The sequence below is a fragment of the Leifsonia shinshuensis genome (assembly GCF_014217625.1).
GTDB lineage: Bacteria > Actinomycetota > Actinomycetes > Actinomycetales > Microbacteriaceae > Leifsonia > Leifsonia shinshuensis_A.
The window spans coordinates 76,260-93,893 of record NZ_CP043642.1 but is presented as its reverse complement, the minus strand read 5'-3'; the positions used below and the strand labels follow the sequence as shown (position 1 = coordinate 93,893).

At 63.6% G+C, this 17,634-nt stretch carries 14 protein-coding genes; 1 reads left to right on the top strand and 13 read right to left on the bottom strand.

Going from position 1 to position 17,634, the window contains the following annotated elements; translation table 11 throughout:
- Positions 1–8: 8 nt before the first annotated feature.
- Both F1C12_RS22120 and F1C12_RS22110 read right to left on the bottom strand, forming a co-directional pair.
- The gene (locus F1C12_RS22120) at positions 9–665 is read right to left on the bottom strand and encodes a DUF305 domain-containing protein (RefSeq protein WP_115697593.1); all 657 of its coding nucleotides are present in this window, start codon (positions 663–665) and stop codon (positions 9–11) included.
- A 607-nt stretch (positions 666–1,272) separates the two neighbouring features.
- Positions 1,273–2,532: a hypothetical protein gene (locus F1C12_RS22110; RefSeq protein ID WP_147295951.1), complete on the bottom strand. Its 1,260-nt coding sequence runs from the start codon at positions 2,530–2,532 to the stop codon at positions 1,273–1,275.
- A gap of 314 nt (positions 2,533–2,846) precedes the next feature.
- Here F1C12_RS22110 and F1C12_RS22105 point away from each other — a divergent pair, with 314 nt between their 5' ends.
- Entirely contained in the window at positions 2,847–4,694 is a 1,848-nt protein-coding gene (locus F1C12_RS22105; RefSeq protein WP_115697596.1) for a multicopper oxidase domain-containing protein, read from the top strand.
- A 280-nt stretch (positions 4,695–4,974) separates the two neighbouring features.
- Here F1C12_RS22105 and F1C12_RS22100 read toward each other — a convergent pair whose 3' ends face one another.
- The 11 genes from F1C12_RS22100 to F1C12_RS22050 all read right to left on the bottom strand — a co-directional run bounded on the left by F1C12_RS22100 (position 4,975) and on the right by F1C12_RS22050 (position 15,361).
- The gene (locus tag F1C12_RS22100) at positions 4,975–5,379 is read right to left on the bottom strand and encodes a DUF3566 domain-containing protein (RefSeq protein WP_115697597.1); all 405 of its coding nucleotides are present in this window, start codon (positions 5,377–5,379) and stop codon (positions 4,975–4,977) included.
- Positions 5,380–5,414: 35 nt separating this feature from the next.
- Positions 5,415–6,158, bottom strand: coding sequence for a cytochrome c biogenesis CcdA family protein (locus F1C12_RS22095; protein WP_115697598.1), 744 nt, complete (start codon positions 6,156–6,158; stop codon positions 5,415–5,417).
- A 46-nt stretch (positions 6,159–6,204) separates the two neighbouring features.
- Positions 6,205–6,483, bottom strand: a complete 279-nt coding sequence (locus tag F1C12_RS22090; RefSeq protein ID WP_051336973.1) for a hypothetical protein — start codon at positions 6,481–6,483, stop codon at positions 6,205–6,207.
- A 46-nt stretch (positions 6,484–6,529) separates the two neighbouring features.
- A complete protein-coding gene (gene ccsB / locus F1C12_RS22085) occupies positions 6,530–7,528 on the bottom strand; it encodes a c-type cytochrome biogenesis protein CcsB (protein ID WP_258046281.1) in 999 nt (332 codons plus the stop codon).
- Positions 7,525–9,213, bottom strand: coding sequence for a cytochrome c biogenesis protein ResB (gene resB, locus F1C12_RS22080; protein ID WP_185279131.1), 1,689 nt, complete (start codon positions 9,211–9,213; stop codon positions 7,525–7,527). Before resB ends, ccsB begins: the two co-directional genes overlap by 4 nt.
- Positions 9,206–10,174: a prolipoprotein diacylglyceryl transferase gene (lgt, locus tag F1C12_RS22075; protein ID WP_115697601.1), complete on the bottom strand. Its 969-nt coding sequence runs from the start codon at positions 10,172–10,174 to the stop codon at positions 9,206–9,208. Before lgt ends, resB begins: the two co-directional genes overlap by 8 nt.
- Before the next feature lie 53 nt (positions 10,175–10,227).
- Positions 10,228–10,845: a TlpA family protein disulfide reductase gene (locus F1C12_RS22070; RefSeq protein ID WP_115697602.1), complete on the bottom strand. Its 618-nt coding sequence runs from the start codon at positions 10,843–10,845 to the stop codon at positions 10,228–10,230.
- A 7-nt stretch (positions 10,846–10,852) separates the two neighbouring features.
- The gene (locus F1C12_RS22065; RefSeq protein ID WP_185279130.1) at positions 10,853–12,112 is read right to left on the bottom strand and encodes a M23 family metallopeptidase; all 1,260 of its coding nucleotides are present in this window, start codon (positions 12,110–12,112) and stop codon (positions 10,853–10,855) included.
- A 68-nt stretch (positions 12,113–12,180) separates the two neighbouring features.
- Positions 12,181–13,098 carry a F510_1955 family glycosylhydrolase gene (locus tag F1C12_RS22060; RefSeq protein ID WP_115697605.1) on the bottom strand — a complete coding sequence of 306 codons (918 nt, stop codon included), beginning with the start codon at positions 13,096–13,098 and terminating at the stop codon, positions 12,181–12,183.
- 2 nt (positions 13,099–13,100) lie between these two features.
- Entirely contained in the window at positions 13,101–13,490 is a 390-nt protein-coding gene (locus F1C12_RS22825; RefSeq protein ID WP_258046279.1) for a M23 family metallopeptidase, read from the bottom strand.
- A gap of 1,280 nt (positions 13,491–14,770) precedes the next feature.
- Positions 14,771–15,361, bottom strand: coding sequence for a hypothetical protein (locus tag F1C12_RS22050; RefSeq protein WP_147295953.1), 591 nt, complete (start codon positions 15,359–15,361; stop codon positions 14,771–14,773).
- Positions 15,362–17,634: the final 2,273 nt, after the last annotated feature.

The window sequence follows — 17,634 nt, the reverse complement described above, 5'->3', positions numbered from 1 at the left end:
CCCGCGCGCTAGCCGAGCGCTGTCAGCATGGCTTTCATGTCGGCGATCTCCGCAGTTTGGGAGCTGACGATGTTATCCGCGAGCTTCATGGCGGCACCGTCCTTGCCACCCGACTGTTCCTGCTTGGCCATGGTGAGCGCACCTTCGTGGTGCTGGATCATCAGGGTGAGGAATCTCTTATCGAACGCAGTCCCGGTTGCGGCCTTCAGGCTGTCCATGTCTTGCGTCGTCATCCCGGGCATGGAGCCCATGCTGGAGGAATCGGTAGGCATCGGCGTGGACATGTCCATTCCGGACATGTCGCTGGGGGTCGGAGAGCTCGAGCCCATCCCGGGCATGGTGACCGGTTCACCCCAGGACTTCAGCCAGGACGTCATCTGCTCGATCTCGGGCTGCTGGGCGGCTTTGATTTTCGCGGCCAGGTCCTTGACCTGAGTTGAGGCGGCACGGGACGGGGCGAGGTCGGCCATCTCGATGGCGCCTTCGTGGTGCACGATCATCATCTGCGCGAATGTGACGTCTTGCGCGTTGTGCGCCGCGGCGGGTGTCGAGGACATACCGGACATGCCGGACATGTCCCCCATGCCGGAACCGGTACAGGCGGTGAGGAGGCCGCCAGCGGCCAAGGCCACGCCGGCGAGGGCGAGACGAGGTGCGATTTTCATCAGTACTCCAAGAGGTTTGGTTTGGGGATTTCGAGGGTGTATCGGAGGGGAGAAGCAGAGCTCTCCCCGGGAGCCTCTAAATCCGCAATACCTGGAGGACCAGAGTCCGATCGCGGACACGCACGGCAGCGGCGTGGCGCCATTTCACGATGAGTCGAGGCGCGCTGAACGGAACCTTGTTTCCCAACGGGGAAGCGAGCAGGAAAAGCAGGGCGGCACCGAGCAGGAACAGGCAGGCGTGCATAGCGTCGTGGCTCATCGGTGCGTCTAGTGCCGGCGTGGAGGTACCTCCCACCTCCGCCGCGTCTGGGGATTGTTGCGTGGTGGGCGCAGCCGGAGAAGAGGGCATGCTCATTAGGCCCGCCTGGACGGAGGCCCCGGTGGAAGCGGCCGCCATGGGCATGTCGATTCCGGTGTGCATGGCAGCGATTCCGGAGACGAGTGCGAGCACCATCAGTACCCGACCGACGATCGTCGCCGCTCGGGTCCGGGGCCGCCCGTTCTCACTCTCCATCTCCTCCAGAATACCCACCAGTGGTATGGCGCGGAAACGCGCGCGGGGCATTCTCAGCTCCGCCCTCATAGACGTGCTGCGGCAGGGAGAGGGTTACATCGGGTCGTTGATGTGAAGGTGGTTGCAGGTGTCGTAGAAGTCTTGGAAATTGCGCAGGGCGGGTTCGTTTCCCGCCGCCGTTCGGCAGTTGCTTTGGCCAAGGCCCGAACCGTACGGCATCCTCGGGTCGAGGACTCGGATCAACGCCAGGGAGTTGCCGTCTGCGCCGGTCGCCTGGCTGCCGCCGAGGCTATAAAAGTCCACCGCGTGGCCACCACCTCCGGCATAGTGCTGTGAGTAGATCCCCGCCCCTTCGATCTGGCCGGTACAGCGCCGGTTGATGTCGCTGACGCCGACGCTTGCGAAGGTATGCAGGGCGATCACCATGACCTGCAAGACTTGGGTGTCGATCCCGCAGTTCGGGACCGAGCGGCCCTCCGCGATCCATCGGATCTCCATGATGTGGTCGGGGGAAGAGCCGGAAAGCTGACCAGCTGCGACATACCCCATCAGCTCTTGGGCGAGGGCGCGGGCGTCGGAGGACACCGGGGCACTTGATCCCGCGGCGCGAGCGGCCGCCGCGGCGGCCGCTTCCGCTGCCGCTCGTGCCGCAACGCCAGCCTGATACTGCTGTTCGGTCATAGCGGTGGCGCTGGTCAGCGACGCAAGTTGGGCCTGAAGCTCGTTCTGGTGGGCGGTTTGAGCGGACAGCGACGCAATCATGTCCTTCTGTGCCTGGGCCGCTTTGGCCAACGCGGTCTTTGCGGCAGCGGCAAGCGTGGCGAGAGCGTCCTTCGCGGCAACGGCCTGATCACTGGCAGCTTTTGCGTTGTTGCTGTCCTGCGCTGCCTGCGAATACAGCCGGTTGATGGTCGATGTCAGCTTGCCCAAACTACTCAAGCGATAGAGCAGGCCGGCCCGGTCTGAGGACTTGCTGATCAGTAGCGTGCCGGTGAGATTCGGACCGCCTGTGCGGGCGAACTTCGCCAGGACCGTCGCCGCCTGCTGGTGGGAGGTTTCGGACTTGATCTTCAGCTTCGCGGCGACGGCTGTGAGCGCATCCGCCTTGTCTTGGCCCGCAGTGAGTGCGAGCTGGGCAGCTTCATTCTCCCTCTCGCGGGCGACGGCGGCGTCTTCGGCCGCTTTCACTTGCGTCTTGAGATTCGAAATCAGCGCGGTAATCGCATTGACTTGGGCCTGTTTTGCCGCCTCGTTTGAACGGGCGGCTTGAACATCACCCCACGATGGATAGCTATCAGCCATCGCTGTGGGGGCCGTGACGACGCCCGAGGCTGCAACGAGGACCGCGATCACCAGGCCAGCCCAAAGTCTCCACGGGCCCGGGCCGCGTGACGGAGTTGAGGCGTGACGTCGTAGCATTCTGGGTCCGAATCATAGGTGCGAAGCCGAAGCTTTCGGAAAGAGATCGGTCATTGGCCCCCCGACGCTAACCCGCGGCGGCTTCTCAATCTCCCGCAACACGCCGTCAACGAGCTCGGGCAGGCTTCGACGCGATCCTCTGATTCGAAGGACCCTGCAACGCCATTGCCGATCTTGCCTGCCGAGAGAACTGAGCGTACTTTTTACCCCGCCGGGGTATCAGCGCTTGCGCCCTGGGAAGGAGCAGCGTGCTTATTCAACCGATCGACTATTTCCTCGTTGCCTGGTTTGTCTTGGCGGCCCTCTCTGCCCTCTACGTGGGAGTGGACCAATTCCGAAACAACCCAGAACCGGGCGTGATGAAGTGGGGCTTCATTCTCGTCACGCTCTATCTAGGACCGATCGGGTTACTGCTCTACGTGCTGGTCGACAAGGAACCGCATCCGGGCGAACATGAAGAGTTCACGAAACCATTATGGAAACAGGGCGTCGGCTCCACGATCCATTGTGTCGCGGGTGATGCCACCGGCATCATCGCGGCTGCGGCGATCACCGCCGCCCTTGGCCTGCCGATGTGGCTGGACCTCATCGTCGAGTACCTGGCCGGGTTCGCGTTCGGGCTTCTAATTTTTCAATCCTTGTTCATGAAAAGCCTGATGGGCGGCACGTACCTGCAAAACGTGCGCAGTACGTTTCTGCCGGAATTCATCAGCATGAACTTCATGATGGCGGGCATGGCGCCGGTGATGACATTGCTGATGATGGGTCCCGATATGCGGGCAATGGAGCCGACTGAACTCGTGTTTTGGGGGGTGATGTCGGTAGGTGTTGCCGCGGGTTTCGCGTTGGCGTATCCGGCGAATGTCTGGTTGGTCTATAAGGGCCTCAAGCACGGCTTGATGACACGCCGGCCATCCGCCCCAGCCGAGAGCCACCAGAACCACGAAGGCGGCATGAAAGGCATGGGCGGTATGGGCCTGCCGGGGGCCCAGCAGCCCACTCGGCCGCAACTGGTGGCCGTTGCCCTTGTCGGCATGATTGCCCTTGTTGCGGGGATCTCGGCGCCGTCCACGACGGTCAACATGTCCCTAAGCGCCCGTGACGTGGGCGGTTCCATCATGCCGCCCGGGATGATCATGACGCGCGACACCCCGGGAGCTGCGATGCGGGATATGGCCGCGGTCGACCCAAGAGACGTGACCGCCACCGCTGCCGGGAACGCCCGCGGCGACCAGGCCCTTCAGCCGCGAATGGTCGACGGTGTGAAGGTCTTCGACCTCACTGCCTCGATAGTGAGGTGGCAGATCCTTCCGGGTGTGTGGGTGGACGCTTACGCGTATAACGGCCAGGTTCCCGGTCCGCGTTTGGATTTTGTGCAAGGTGATCGCGTACGCATCAATGTGACCAATCGACTGCCGGAATCCACCACGGTGCATTGGCACGGTCTCGACGTTCCCAATGACATGGACGGCCCGGCCCAGATCACTCAACATCCGATCGAGCCCGGCAAGACGTTCACCTACGAATACACGGTGAAACAGGCAGGTACGTTCTTTTACCACTCGCATGATCACGCCGACCGTCAAGAGGCGTTAGGACTTTACGGGGCGCTGATCATTGCGCCGAAACGTCCTGCTGATGCGATTCCGGCGGATATGGACTACACCATCCAGCTCGGCGAATGGCTCAACCGGAACGGCCTCACTTGGCCGGCGATGCCGATGGAGGGTGGGCTGGCAAACTACTTCACGATCAACGGGAAGGCGTACCCGTCCACCGAGACGATTCGAATGAAGGTCGGACAGGTGCTGAAAGTTCGGTTCATCGGAACGAACTCTGTCGATATTCATCCGATGCACATCCACGGTGGCCCGTTCGAGGTGGTCGCAAGGGACGGAGAGACCCTTGCCCTATCGGCGCGGTTTGCCGCTGACACGATCAACGTTGCCCCCGGGCAACGCTATGACGTCCTCTGGACGGCCCGTGCGCCCGGAAGATGGTTGATCCATTGCCATATCAATCACCACACCACGAACAACAATGTGGAGCAGGACGGCGCGGGCGGCCTGACCATGATCATTGACGTGTCGTCGTGATGAGGTGCCCGTGCTGGGGCGAGGAATGTGCCGTCACATTCTCATTGAGAACATTGAGAGGAAAAAGGCGAGCCCGCCGCCGGCGACAAGCAGCACAGCACCGATGATAACGAGGCGATGTTTACGCGCCTTTGCCGGGAGCACGGGTTCAGGCGCAGCTCCAGTTTCCCACCAGGGTCGCTCACTCTGATCTTCAGGCACCACGTCTTCCCCTTCCCGCCGCGCGGTGCGTGCAGCAGGCGCCGCGCGTAGCGCCTTAGGTGCCGCGCTACCTCGGGTATCAGTCCTGTCTGAATCCGACGAACAGTCCGCCGGTCGCTTTGGAACTGAGGTTGTAAAGCAGTGCGATAAGCATCCCGCCCACCATCGTCGCCAGCGCACCGGCGAGTCCCACCACGATCGATCCGATGAGCACGGTTCCGAAGTTCACAACTTTGGTAACGCTTGAGGCGGAGAATGCCGTCGTCTCGCCTGCCGGGCCAGAGAGGAGGGTGTCGATCTGGTGGAACGCGCCGACCTGAGTGAGGAACGTCCACAGGAGGGTGCTGGCAAGCACGGTGACTGCGGCCATGATCAGGCCGACGAGGAGGGATACCTTCGCCATCGACCACACACCCGTGTAGACCAGGTGAAGCCGAGCGTCGTTGCGTTCGGCGCTTTCGCCGATGTTGTGTTCTCGGATCATAGGAACTCCTTCGGGACGTTCGTCGGACCGGTTGATCAGATCGGGAGTGTGACCCCGCCGATGAGGGCTTGGAGGCTGTAGATCCACGCGGTCCAGACTCCGGTGACCATGAGGACGCCGATCACGATCAGGACGGTGCCGCCGGCGATGTTGATGGCTCGGATGTGTCGACGGAGGAAGCTGATGGCGCCGGTCGCCCAACCGATTCCGAGGGCGAGGAGGACAAAGGGAATGCCGAGGCCGATTGAGTAGAAGCCGGTCAGGATGGCGCCGCGCGCGGCGGATTGACTGGACAGGCTGAGCGAGAGGACGGCGGCAAGGGTGGGTCCCATGCAGGGTGTCCAGCCGAGCCCGAAGACGATTCCGAGCAGGGGTGCGCCGATGATGCCGGTCGAGGGACGGATGGGCAATTTCAGGGTGCGTTGGAAGAACGAGAAGGTGCCGATAAAGGCCAGGCCCATCACGATCACTAGAAGGCCGAGCAGACGGGTGATGAGGTCTTGCCAGCGCACCAGCCAGGACCCGAAGGCGCCGAACAGGGCACCGTAGGCGATGAACACGATGGCAAAGCCGAGGACGAAAAGCGCGACTCCGGTGGCGGTTCGACGTCGGCTGACGCGCCCCGTGGACCCGGTGACTCCTCCGACATAGGCCAGATACCCGGGCACCAACGGGAGCACGCATGGGGAGGCGAACGAAACCAGCCCGGCGAAGATCGCGATCGGGATGGCCAGTAGCAGTCCGCCGTTGGCGATGATGGAGGCGAATTGTGCGCCCACTAGGTCGCCGCCGATCGGCGCCAATTGGGGTGCGGGAGGGGTCTGGTCATTTCTGGCCAGCAGTGATGGCACCGGCGAGAATGAGGGCTGCGGCCATCGGGTATCCGGCGGCGAGGTCGACCCAGCCGGGGGGCTGTGTGCCGAAGACGCCGAGGTGGGCGAGCCAATGTTGCAGGCCGACCAGGAATCCGATCAGCATGATGAGTTGGCCGACGCGCAGGAACCGGCGTTTGCGTAGGTAGCGGGCACGCAATTGCTCCGGGGTTGGTTTGGCTTCCTCGTGAGTGGAACGTCGTCGAGGGGGTTCTGCGTTCTTGCGAGCCATGGTTTGCCTTTCTGTTGCTGTTTGTGGTTGATGGGGGTGGTTGGTTTCAGAGGCCGCTGTATGAGTGCAGGCCTTTGAAGAAGACGTTGACGATGCCGAAGTTGAACATGACCGCGGAGAAGCCGATGATCGCCAGCCAGGCCGAGCGGGATCCGCGCCAGCCGCGGGTGGCGCGCGCGTGGATGTAGCCGGCGAAGACGACCCAGATGATGAAGGTCCACACTTCCTTGGTGTCCCACCCCCAGTAGCGCCCCCAGGCCTTTTCTGCCCAGATCGCGCCAGCCATTAGCGTGAAGGTCCAGAGGATGAAACCGACGATGTTGATCCGGTACGCCAGGTTCTCCAGGGTGCCGGAGCTGGGAAGGGTTGCCAGGAACCTCAGCGGGGCTGGTCGACTGTCGGCGATCTGTGTCTCTCTGCGTGTCTGCAGGAGTTGTACGGCGGAGAGCGCGAAGCCGATCGCGAAGAAGCCGGTAGCGATGATCGCGACCATGACGTGAATGACGAGCCAGTATGACTGCAGCGCAGGCGGTAGCGGTGCGACCTCGACGTAGTAGCGCATGCTAGAGATCCCCAGGAGGATCAGCACAAGCCCGGTGACGAAGGAGCCGAGGAATCGTAGGTCGTACCTGAGCGTGACTACGAGGAAGACGCCGACGATGAGCAGGGTGCCGGTCATGGAGAATTCATACATGTTTGCCCATGGCACGCGTCCGGCGGCGATGCCGCGGAAGATGTCGGCGCCGAGTTGGACGATGAAGGCGAGGACGGTGAGTGAGTAGCCGGTGCGTAAGCTCGCCGACCCCAACCTCGAGGAGTCGGCCCGGTCCACGGATCCGCGGATGAGGGTTGTCGTGTGTGCCGGACCGGGCGTGTTGCTGGCCGCCGCTTCTTGCGCTCGTCGGGCGACGGCGCTAGGGACGGCGGCGGTCGCGTGGCCGCTGCGTCGGGCGAGGTCCAGCGCGAAAGCAATGAACGCTGCCGCGTAGAGGACCATCGAGCAGATGAGCAGGATGACGGAGATCTGTGACAAAGAGTCGGTCACGGTGTTCCCTTCAGGTCGGTGTTTCGTTGTGAGTCCTGATCGGCTGCACTTGTGCTACGCAGGGCTGCTTGGTGGGCAGACGCCAAGTCGGCCACCGCGTCCTGTAGTTGAGGGTCGTCGCCTCGAGCGAGTCCGGCGTACTCGATGCGGACGGGTTTGGCTTCGTCGACAATCGCTTTCACCCACAGGCGTCGGCGTGGCACGAACAGGGAGGTGAGAAGGCCGCCGAGCGCGGCGATGGCGAAGAACAGCACCCACCCCTGGGCCGGGTCGTGATGGATTTCAAAGGACGCGAACCGGGACACGCGCTCCAGCGTGATCGAGCCGAGACCGTCGGGAAGTTGCTGCGTCTGACCGAGTTTGAGCTCAATTGACCGGACCCCGGTCGTGCCGCCGGTGAGTTGGGTGAGCTTCGTGGTGTCAAGTGCGTACACGGACTTAGGTGCCCCGGTGTTGATGCCGAGGTCGCCGGAGTAGGCGTTCAACGTCAGAACGGGGTTGGTGAGGTCGGGGTACGAGGAATAGAACGCGCCGGTGCGTGCGGTGGACTTCGTGGGGTAGAAGAACCCGATCAAACCGACTTGTTTGGCAAGTCCGTCGGGGACTTTCACGACGCCGAGGGAGGTGAGGTTCGCGTCTTGTGGGAGGAAGGGGATGAAGTCGCTGAACACGGCGTGGCCTTGCGGGTCGCGGACCGTGATCCGGGGGGCGTACCCATTTCCCAGCAGATAGACGTCGGTGCCCCCGATCGACAGGGGGTCGTTGACTTTGATTGTCCGACTCGTCTTGTCTGGCGAGCCTTGGGTTTGGGTGGTGACGGTCGCGGTGTAGTCGGTCGGGAGTCCGCGTGCCCGCTTGTTCTGGGTTTCGTAGGTGACCGCGAGGTTGTTCAGGGTGAGCGAATAGGGTGCCAGCTCTGTGGGGCTGAAGAAGCGGCCGGGGTTGAACGAGTCGTAGGCGGCGAGGGTGTTGATCATGCTTTGCCCCTCGACAACCACCCGGTTGCCGTTGAACCCGAACCCGCCGCCGATTCCCACCGTGATCAGGATCCCTACCAAGGCGATGTGGAAGGTCAGGTTGCCCGCTTCGCGCAGATAGCCCCGTTCGGCGCTGACCGACAGCTCCCGCCGACCAGCGGCCTGCGTGCCGGGGAAGGCGGCAATCCGGTAGCCGCGTTTGCGGAGAATTGTTGCCGCCGTGCTGATTGCCGTGGCGGCCGTTGCCGCCGAGGCGGCTCCCCGACCAGCTGACAACTCGATGGAGGTGTAGCCGCTCATCCGTGATAGTCGGGCGGGCGTTCTTGGTGGTGTCGCGCGCAGGGAGTGGAGGTGGTGGATCGTGCGTGGCAGGACGCAGCCGATCAGGGAGATGAACAGCAGCAGATAGATGCTGGAGAACCAGAACGAGGTGTAGGCGTCGAAGGCTTGGAGTTTGTCCAGGACTGGGGCGAGGCCCGGGTTGTCTTTGAAGTATTGAACGACACCGTTGGGGTCGGAGCTGCGTTGTGGGACCAGGGATCCGGGGACGGCGGCCAGAGCGAGCAGCAGCAGCAGGAACAGGGCGACGCGCATGCTGGTCAGCTGTCGCCACATCCAGCGCATCCATCCGGTGAACCCGAGCGCCGGTTCGGTGATTCTGCTCGCACCGGGTGGTCTGACGTCGATGTGGTCCAGGGGCCTAGACATCGGACGGCTTTCGCATCGAGTTCGACCGGGGTTCGTCTTCGGGGGCTCCTGCAGCATCGTCGACGGCTGGGGCGGTGGTGACGGCGGGATTCGGGTCGTCGAGGGGTGCGGGTTGGTGGCCGTCGCGGTACGGCGAGTCCTCGGGTTCGGGGTGGCGTTTGGTTTGCACGAGGAAGAGCGCCGCGCCGAGCGCGACCAGGAGGAAGGAGGCCCAGACGTTGGCGGGGATACCGAGGAACGTGTTACTGGTGGGGTCGATCCGGATGGCTTCCAGCCAGCTCCGGCCCAGGCCGTACCAGATCAGGTACACGGCGAAGGCTCGCCCCCATCGCAAGTTGAGGCGGCGTTCCAACACCAGGATGATGCCGACCCCGATCAGGTTCCAGATGATCTCGTAGAGGAACAACGGGTGGAAGAGCGTTCCAGCAGGCAGGCCGGCAGGGAATTTGGGATTGCTCGCTTCGATCTGCAGGCCCCACGGCAACGTGGTGGGCAGGCCGAAGAGTTCGTGGTTGAAGTAGTTGCCGAACCGTCCAAGCGATTGTGCGACGAGCATGGCCGGTGCCAGCGCGTCTGCGAAGGACCAGAACCGGATCTTGGTTTGCCGGCACCCGATGTAGGCGCCGACGGCTCCGCCGATGAGGGATCCATAGAGGGCGTTTCCGCCGTCCCAGATGGCGAACACGTTCCACAGGTTCGCGCCGGGGTAGAAGTAGTCGCCGGTGTGGGTGAAGACGTGGTAGAACCGGGCGCCGACGATGCCTAACGGCACCGCCCAGAGAATGATGTCGAGAACGACGGGGCCGCGGGCGCCGCGCTGGGCGAGTCGTTTGGAGGTGATCAACGTGGCTGCGACGATTCCGGCGAGAATGCACAGCGCATAGGTGTGGATGGTAAGCGGACCCACCGTGAACTGCGCGAAGACGGGGTCGGGGCTGGGAATGCTGAGATGGCGGTTCATGAAAGGGCTTTCGGTGAGGGGTTTGCGGGGGGCTCCTAACGCGCGGAAGGGTGTTACGGTCCCTGTTCTGTCAGAACGGTGCTGATTAGTGCGCTGAGCACGGACGCGTCCGGCAGTTGGCCCAGGATGCGAGCGGCGACGCGCCCGTCCTTGTCCACGACGAGTGTGGTGGGGACCGCGTTGGGGGCGACAATCCCGCTGAACGCCAGTTGCAGGGCGCCGTCGGAGGCGTCGAGCACGCTGGGGTAGGTCACCCCATAGGTGCGAGCGAACGCGCGGGCGGTGTCGGCTTGGTCCCTGACGTTGACGCCGAGGAATTCGACACCTTGTCCGGCGAATTTTGTGTATGTCTTTTCGAGTGCTGGTGCCTCCGCCCGGCAGGGGGCGCATCCGGCGTACCAGAAATTGAGGACCAGAACTTTCCCGGCGTACGTCGCTGAAGTGATCGGTTTGCCGTCTTCGAGCTTCCCCGCGAATGCGACGGGTGCCGCACGATTCTGGGGTTTGATTTCGGTGATGGTGCCGTCGCCGGCGACGTAGTTCTTCCCGGATCCGTCTTTGTACTGCTGAGCGAGGGCATCATTGTTGCTGCTGCACCCCGCCAGCGTGACGACGAGCATGACAGCTGCGGCCACCGAGGTGAGGGCGGTCCGCAGCCTGATGGTTCGCATGATGCGGTTAGCCAAGGGTGATTCCTCTCGCGCTCATGAATGGTTGCGGGTCGATCCGGTTACCGTTGACGCGGACTTCGAAGTGCAGGTGGCAGCCGGAGGAGCCGCCCGTCGTACCGACCTGGGCGATGTTCTGGCCGGCTTGAACGGTTTGGCCCACGTTGACCAGGACTCCGCCCCCGCGGATGTGCGCGTACCCGGTCATCACCCCGGTGCCGTGGTCAAGGAGCACCCAGTTGCCGTAGGTTCCAAGCCAGCCTGCGTATACGACGCGTCCGGGGGCGGCGACGAAGATCGCGGTGCCGCAACCGGCGGCAAGATCTGTGCCGTAGTGGAATGCGCCCGAACTGGCTACCGGTTTGTCCGGGCGGGGCCCGAACCGGTCGCTGATCCATCCGGACACCGGCTTCGCCCAACCCTGTCCACCGAGTTGCCCGCCGTCCCCCGACGGCACCGGTGCACCATCTGCCGCAGCCGCGGCAGCAGCGGCAGCGGCAGCAGCGGCGGCGGCAGCAGCGGCGGCTGCGGCGGCTGCGGCGGCCGCTTCTTGCTGACGTCGGGCCTCTTCCCCTTTGCAGTAGTCGGCTTCGGTCGCTTTGCGATTCTCGACCAGCACTGCCAGTTGGGCTTGCAGGGTTCCCTGTGTCTGTTGCTGTTCAGCCAGCTGGTTCGCTGCAGTGCGGCTGGCAGCGACCGCGTCCTGCAGCGCCTTTTCGGCTGCGCGGCTAAGGTTCGCCAGAGCGGCTTGGGCGGCATCGGCCTGGCGGGTAAGTGATCGGACGGTGTTTGCGCTGGTGGTGGCGGCGGCGAAGGCCCGATTGGAGCGTTGCGTGAGTTGGCTCATGGTGCCGAGTCGGAACAGCAGCGTCTCTGCTCGTTGCCCGTTCAGCAGGAGCAGCGTGGTCGGGTCGCCGTTGCCGAAGCGTGCAAGTTGGGCGACAAGTTGGCCGGCGCGTGCTTGGGATGCGTTCGCGAGCGCCTGCGCCGCATCGGCCGAAGTACGCAGCGTTTGTGCGCGGTAATTTGCTAGATCGAGTCGTGCTTGCGCCTTCTCGTAGTCGCTGCCACGGTCGGCTGCTGCCGCCTCGGCGGTGCGGACGTTGTCTTCCAGTGTGCGCAGAAGATTGGTGATCCGATTGATTTCGGTTGCTTTCGCACTCTCGCTTGAGCGTGCGGCTTCAACCTCCGACCAGGACGGATAGTCGGCGCCTCGTGCCGGGCCTGCTGCCACTAGCTGGCTGCTGAGTAGAACGGTCAGGATCAGCACAGCCGCTGGCCACCGCACTCGAATTGGTCGGACTCGACGGGTGCTCTTCGTCGAGCCCGGTGTGGCGCTCATGGGGTGCCCTCGATCAAGGTGACCCAGCTGGCGCCGTGATCGGCGGTCGCGACGATTCCGTTGGCATGGGCACCGAGGATCCAGAGTCTTGACGCGCCCTGCACTGTTGCCAGCGACTCGGGCAGAGTGTCGAACGTTCCCTTCCGCGCCCAGGTGGAACCGTCGTCTGTGGTTGCCCAGATCTTCTTGCTGACGTCGACGCCGACGAATTGTCCCGGTGCGGCATCCACCGGGGCGAGCAAATACAGCATCGGTCCGCCGGGCAGGGCGGAGAAGGTCATGCCAGCATCCCGGCTGATCTGCACACCGGCCTGGGTTGTGGCAAGGAGCGTATCCGGCCCGTTTGGGTTGACCGCGAGCTTCCGCAACGACAGTGTCCCGCCATCGTGCCAGGTGTGACCGCCATCATCGCTGATCCGGACGCGCTGTTGGGCCGCGTCGAAGCCGTAGATCCGTACCCGGGCGTCGCTTGTGGTGGCGGTAACGAGGTCGTGGAAGTCGGTGTGACCGGCAAGCGACACGGTTGTCCAGGTTTGTGCGGCGTCGAGGCTTTGGATTAGACCGAGGTTCGCGGGTAGCTGCTGCGGGTTGTTGCCGGGGTCGGGGTGCCCGGATGCGAACATGACGCCGGAACGGGCGATGGTGAACCCCATTGTGTCCTGGCTACTATCGCCGACCCGGGCGGTGGTTTCGGTGGCGAAACCATCTCCTAGTTTCGCCGCGTCGATCGCCCACACTCCCTGGTGGGTTGCGGCGAAGATGCGACCGTGCGTGGCATCCAGGCCATGCACGTGTCCGAGCACGTTCATTCTCGGAGCCGCCGGTGTGGTCGCACTGCAACCACTGAGCAGGAGGGCGACCGCGAGCGTGCTGACGATGAGGGCCGAGGTGTGCCGACGGATGCGAGAGCGCATGGCTATTTCACTTTCTGCGTAAGCCACGCAAAGGGGTCGACCGGGGTTCCGTTGACGGAGATGCCGAGGTGCAGATGGGCGCCGGTGCTGGCGCCGGTGCTGCCGACCAGGCCGACCAGTTGCCGGACTTTGACGGTTTGTCCCACACGGAGTGCCAGCGAACCGTAGGCCATGTGGGCGTATAGGCTGCTGACGGTTTCTCCGTCGATTTGGTGGTCGATGATGGCGTACACGCCCAGGCTTCCGGACGGATTTCCCACCTCGCGGACGACGCCATCCGCGATCGCCTGGATCGGGGACCCGGCGCCCGGATTCATATCGATGCCCTCGTGATAGGAGGAGCAGCCAGAGCAGGGCGCGACTCGGTAGCCGAACCCGTCGCTGATGGGCACGCCAACATCGAATGGCCACTGGATCGGGGAAGCGGGGTCATTTGTGAACGTGTTCGCTGTCCGCCGGACACTGTTCGGGGCAGTGACTGTGGCTTTTGGTTTCGGTTTCGGCGGCGCGGTCACTGCGACTCCTTCGCGTGCGACGGGTGCCAGCTCAGTGGCGGCGACCGTTACCGTTTGCAACTCTCCCGGCCGCGCCGTTGCAATCTGTTGCCGCTCGCCGGGCACGACCGCATAGGCCGGCAGGGCGTAGGTTCCGAACAAGGTTCCGGCCAGTGCCAGTGCAGCAATAGGCGCCCACCGTTTGCGGGTACGTCGTTGCCTTGCGACGGCCGCAGGACGGCTGACTGGTCGACGCCGCTCGGCGTCGCGTCGGGCGCGGCGTGATTCGTGCTGGTAGGCGGTCGAGAGAAGCGCGTTCGCGCTTTGTCGGTGGCGAGAATGTGCGGGCATCGTGGCGAAAGGCTCCGACGTTTTTGCGTGAGAAGACCCGTAGGTCCGCTCGAAACGGTAACGACGAGAAATGCCGACCGGAGGCCGCATTCAGTCGCCGAATGACGGGGAAGGTGCGTGACAGAGAGCATTCGACGAGACGCGTCGATCACGTCACAGCAGTGGAGCGCAAAAAGCCCAGGCCAGCCAACCACTAGTCCTTTGCTAGTCCGGTCGGCGTTGCGCCGTGGGTTCCAGAATGCCGGTCTAGGTGCGGCTTACCGAGAGCGCGACTAGCGACGGACCATGCGCTCGGACAGACGTAATCGACGATATGGCGACAGGCACGAATCGCTGCACAAGGTCACCAAGCGCAAGCCCCCTACTTACCGCGAAGAGGGAGACGGCGGCCGCGATCACGACCAGAACGCACGCAGCGCCGGCGATCGCACAACTGAGCTCGCAGACGGTATCGCACTGCGGTCCCGGAGAGCTCTGCAGGCTCACGGGTGCACTTGCGGCTGGCGCAACCAGCAGAATGGGCGGCGCAATGTGCGCGTGGGTCACGACAGGGTGGGCGTTCGATTGGCTGCCAACCGAAGCCGCGACGACCTCATGCGGGTGCGTCGAGTTCATGGATGTCATCACAAACATCCCGACCGCCAACGCCAACAGGGACAGCACTGAGAGTAGGATCCGACGCCGACGCATAGCAGCGACCCGGTTCGGGTCAAGTCGCGTAAGCGTCATGGTTTCAGTCCTGGGGTTGACGGTTGGGGGCACCCGCATCTTAGCGAGCGGTGCTGGGTGGGAGGCAGCAGACCGGATGACCTGTCTGCGTTTACAGGTTAGGTGAAGAGTTTGAGCGTCGGGCCTTGCGCTTGCCGAAAGTCGATGTGGAGGTGATCGCAGGTGTCGTCGAACGGCAGAAAGTTGGTGACGGCCACGCTCCCCCGGCAGCCCACTTGACCCAAATCTGTATCCGGCGGCATCAGAGGATCTAGCGCGCGAATCAGTTTCAGCGAGCCTGGATCTCCGCCCGTGAGCGGGCGACCATTGAGAAGATAGAAGTCCACGGCATGACCTCCGCCGTTGGCGTAATGCGAGGACGCACTACCGGCACCCTCGATCTGACCAGTACACCGTCGGTTGATATCACTGACGCCGACGGTATTGAAGTTCGCTAACGCGACTTCAATGGTCTGCAGCACCCGATAGTCCACACCACATCCAGGAACGGCACGGCCCTCCGCGAGGTTCCGGATCTCCGGGATGTGGTCGGGAACGTACCCTGTCAACCGTCCTTGCCCAACTGCGACCATAAGAGTCTGCGCCAACCGTTGAACCGTCGGCGAGACGGTCGACTCCACCGTGGAGTCCAGCTTCGCACTGTTCTCAGTGATCGAGAAGGCGTCCCGCGCGGCCGCTGGAATAGCCACTCCGCCACTCAGCAACGTTTGCACTGCTGCACCGGCTCGAGACGCAGTGGCGGAGCCGTCAGTTGAAGAGGCGTACGCGGGCAACGCGGCTGTGCCAACGAGCCCACTCGCCGCTACAACCACAACAACCTTTGCCCAGATCGAGCGCAGTCGCCGGTTCCGCAATCTGCTCGTTGTTGAGGACCGATAGGCAAAAGGTGCATTCGCTGGCCGCCCATTGCCGAGCCGGCGCGAACTAAGCGCCATCGGGCTGTTACCTTCGGTGAAAAGGGCGTCATCGCTAAGCCTCGGGGACGCTGAAACTCGACGGCTGGCCCGGCGGCTCGAGGCAGATACGGCTTGCTGAGCTCGTCGACCCGGTGTCTTGCGAGGACCCAACTCGACTTCGCGGCGTTCGAAGGCGTGTCTCTCACGTCGAGACGAAAAAGCGCCCACTACAGTCGGAGGGTTCGAACGCCGTTCCGTCGCTGCAGATCGTAGCGCGGCGTGAGGCTCGACGAGGTCGCGAGGCGAGGACAAGTTGCCCGCAGGCGTGCTCAAGCGTGCCACACAATGCCTTTCGCCGGGGGACGCGAACCGAGCAAGGAACTCAAGTTTCGCGATGGGAATACCCGGTAATGGTATGCGCTCGTTACCAAATTGTCACATTCTTTGGTCAGCCGATCACTTGGGCGCGGCCCGCCGAGCCTGCCGCCGCCGTGCTCGGATCACGACCTCTGCACCATCATCGACCAAAGATCACCCTTCCCGAGGTCCCGGCCCAGATAGGGAACGAAAACGGCAACTCCGACGACGCCATCAATCGACTTAGCCCCCTTCCTTCGCAATCTGATCGTTGACGATCGAACACGCCTAACACGGAAGCCGGGCTGCAAGTCCTGCGCGGCGTCCGGCATCCGCGCCGCACAACAAACACGACTTGGCCAAGCGACCAGCTGCTGCCCAGGCGCCGTTACCGGTGTCGGTCTCCCCACAAGAGGCGGGTCTTGAAATCAGGACGAAATCAGGTCCAGATCCACGTCGCTGCTGCGTTCACCCGCATCATCGAAACCCCCCGAGCCCCTACATAGGAAAGGGCGCCCCTCGCCTGTTGCAGGGGTGGCCGAATACATTCGGGATTCCTGCACAATCTCTCAGGCATCTGCGCCGGAATATCGTCAGACAGCTTCCGCGACCCGTACGTTGGTAGCATCACTGTGCTCCGCAGCGCAGCGCTCTCCTCACCGGGAGCAACACAACCGGGGTCCCGACGCGACCCTCCCCGACTTCGCGCCGGGACCCCTCCCCCAGCCGCGGCTTCCACAGATCGGCGATGCGTCTAACGCGCGACAGATACCTCAAGCCCCCTGCGACGGCTGGCCGGAGGGGACCTGAATTGCAATGATCGAGGGGCAGCAGCGCGGGTTCAGGCATTGCGCCCGCGTCGTCACCACTACCCACGCCCCCTGGCGGCCGGCGCCAACCTACGCCCCATAGCCAAATTCCCGCCGCACGCCACGCAGCGCGTCCCATCCACGCCCATCTCAACCATCCCCTTACGCCCATCCACCATCCACCGGATCGGGGGGACACGCAACGAGTGGCTCCGCGATTCCCGACCACTCGTCGTCATTGGTGTCGGCGAAGCTGTGATCTCCTTCACGTGAGTGGGGTGGTGCCGGCGTGAATCGTTGTCTCATCCTTGCGGTATGGACAGGACGACTGACGCAGCATTCCTCGCTCGAGCAGCCCCGGGGGGCGGCTTCTCGTTGACCGCGCATTTCAGCAGCCGCGACTACGTCCGGCTACTGCAGGCAGCGGCCGAGCACCACCTACTCCCGGAACAACTAGCGGCGCAGATCCTCCAGAACGCCCTAACACGGAGGATCACGATACGAGCGGAAGATACCCCGGCTCGGGCGAGCGGATCGTCCGCCTGAGTCGGCCCTAAACCGTTGTCTCGGTCCGATTCCGCCCGCCCGAGCACCCACCACGCACGCTCCACGCAACCGGAACCGAAGTCAACCCCGTTGGCTCGCAAGCCCGGGCAGCGCCACGCTAACGTGACGTACTGGGACTGGCCGCTGAACCATCATCCTCGGAACGGTTGACGTTGCGACCAGTCCCACCCCGTCTTCACGCCTTGGAGCATGTTCCGATTCGCGCCGTGGCTAATCCTCGGAATCGTCCTTGAAAGAAGCGGCTTCGACGGCGCGCCGTAGTTTGTCGCGACTGATCGCCTTCTCCTCCTCGGCTCATTTACGCCCGTACCTGCCAGTTTTGGGGCGATTCGA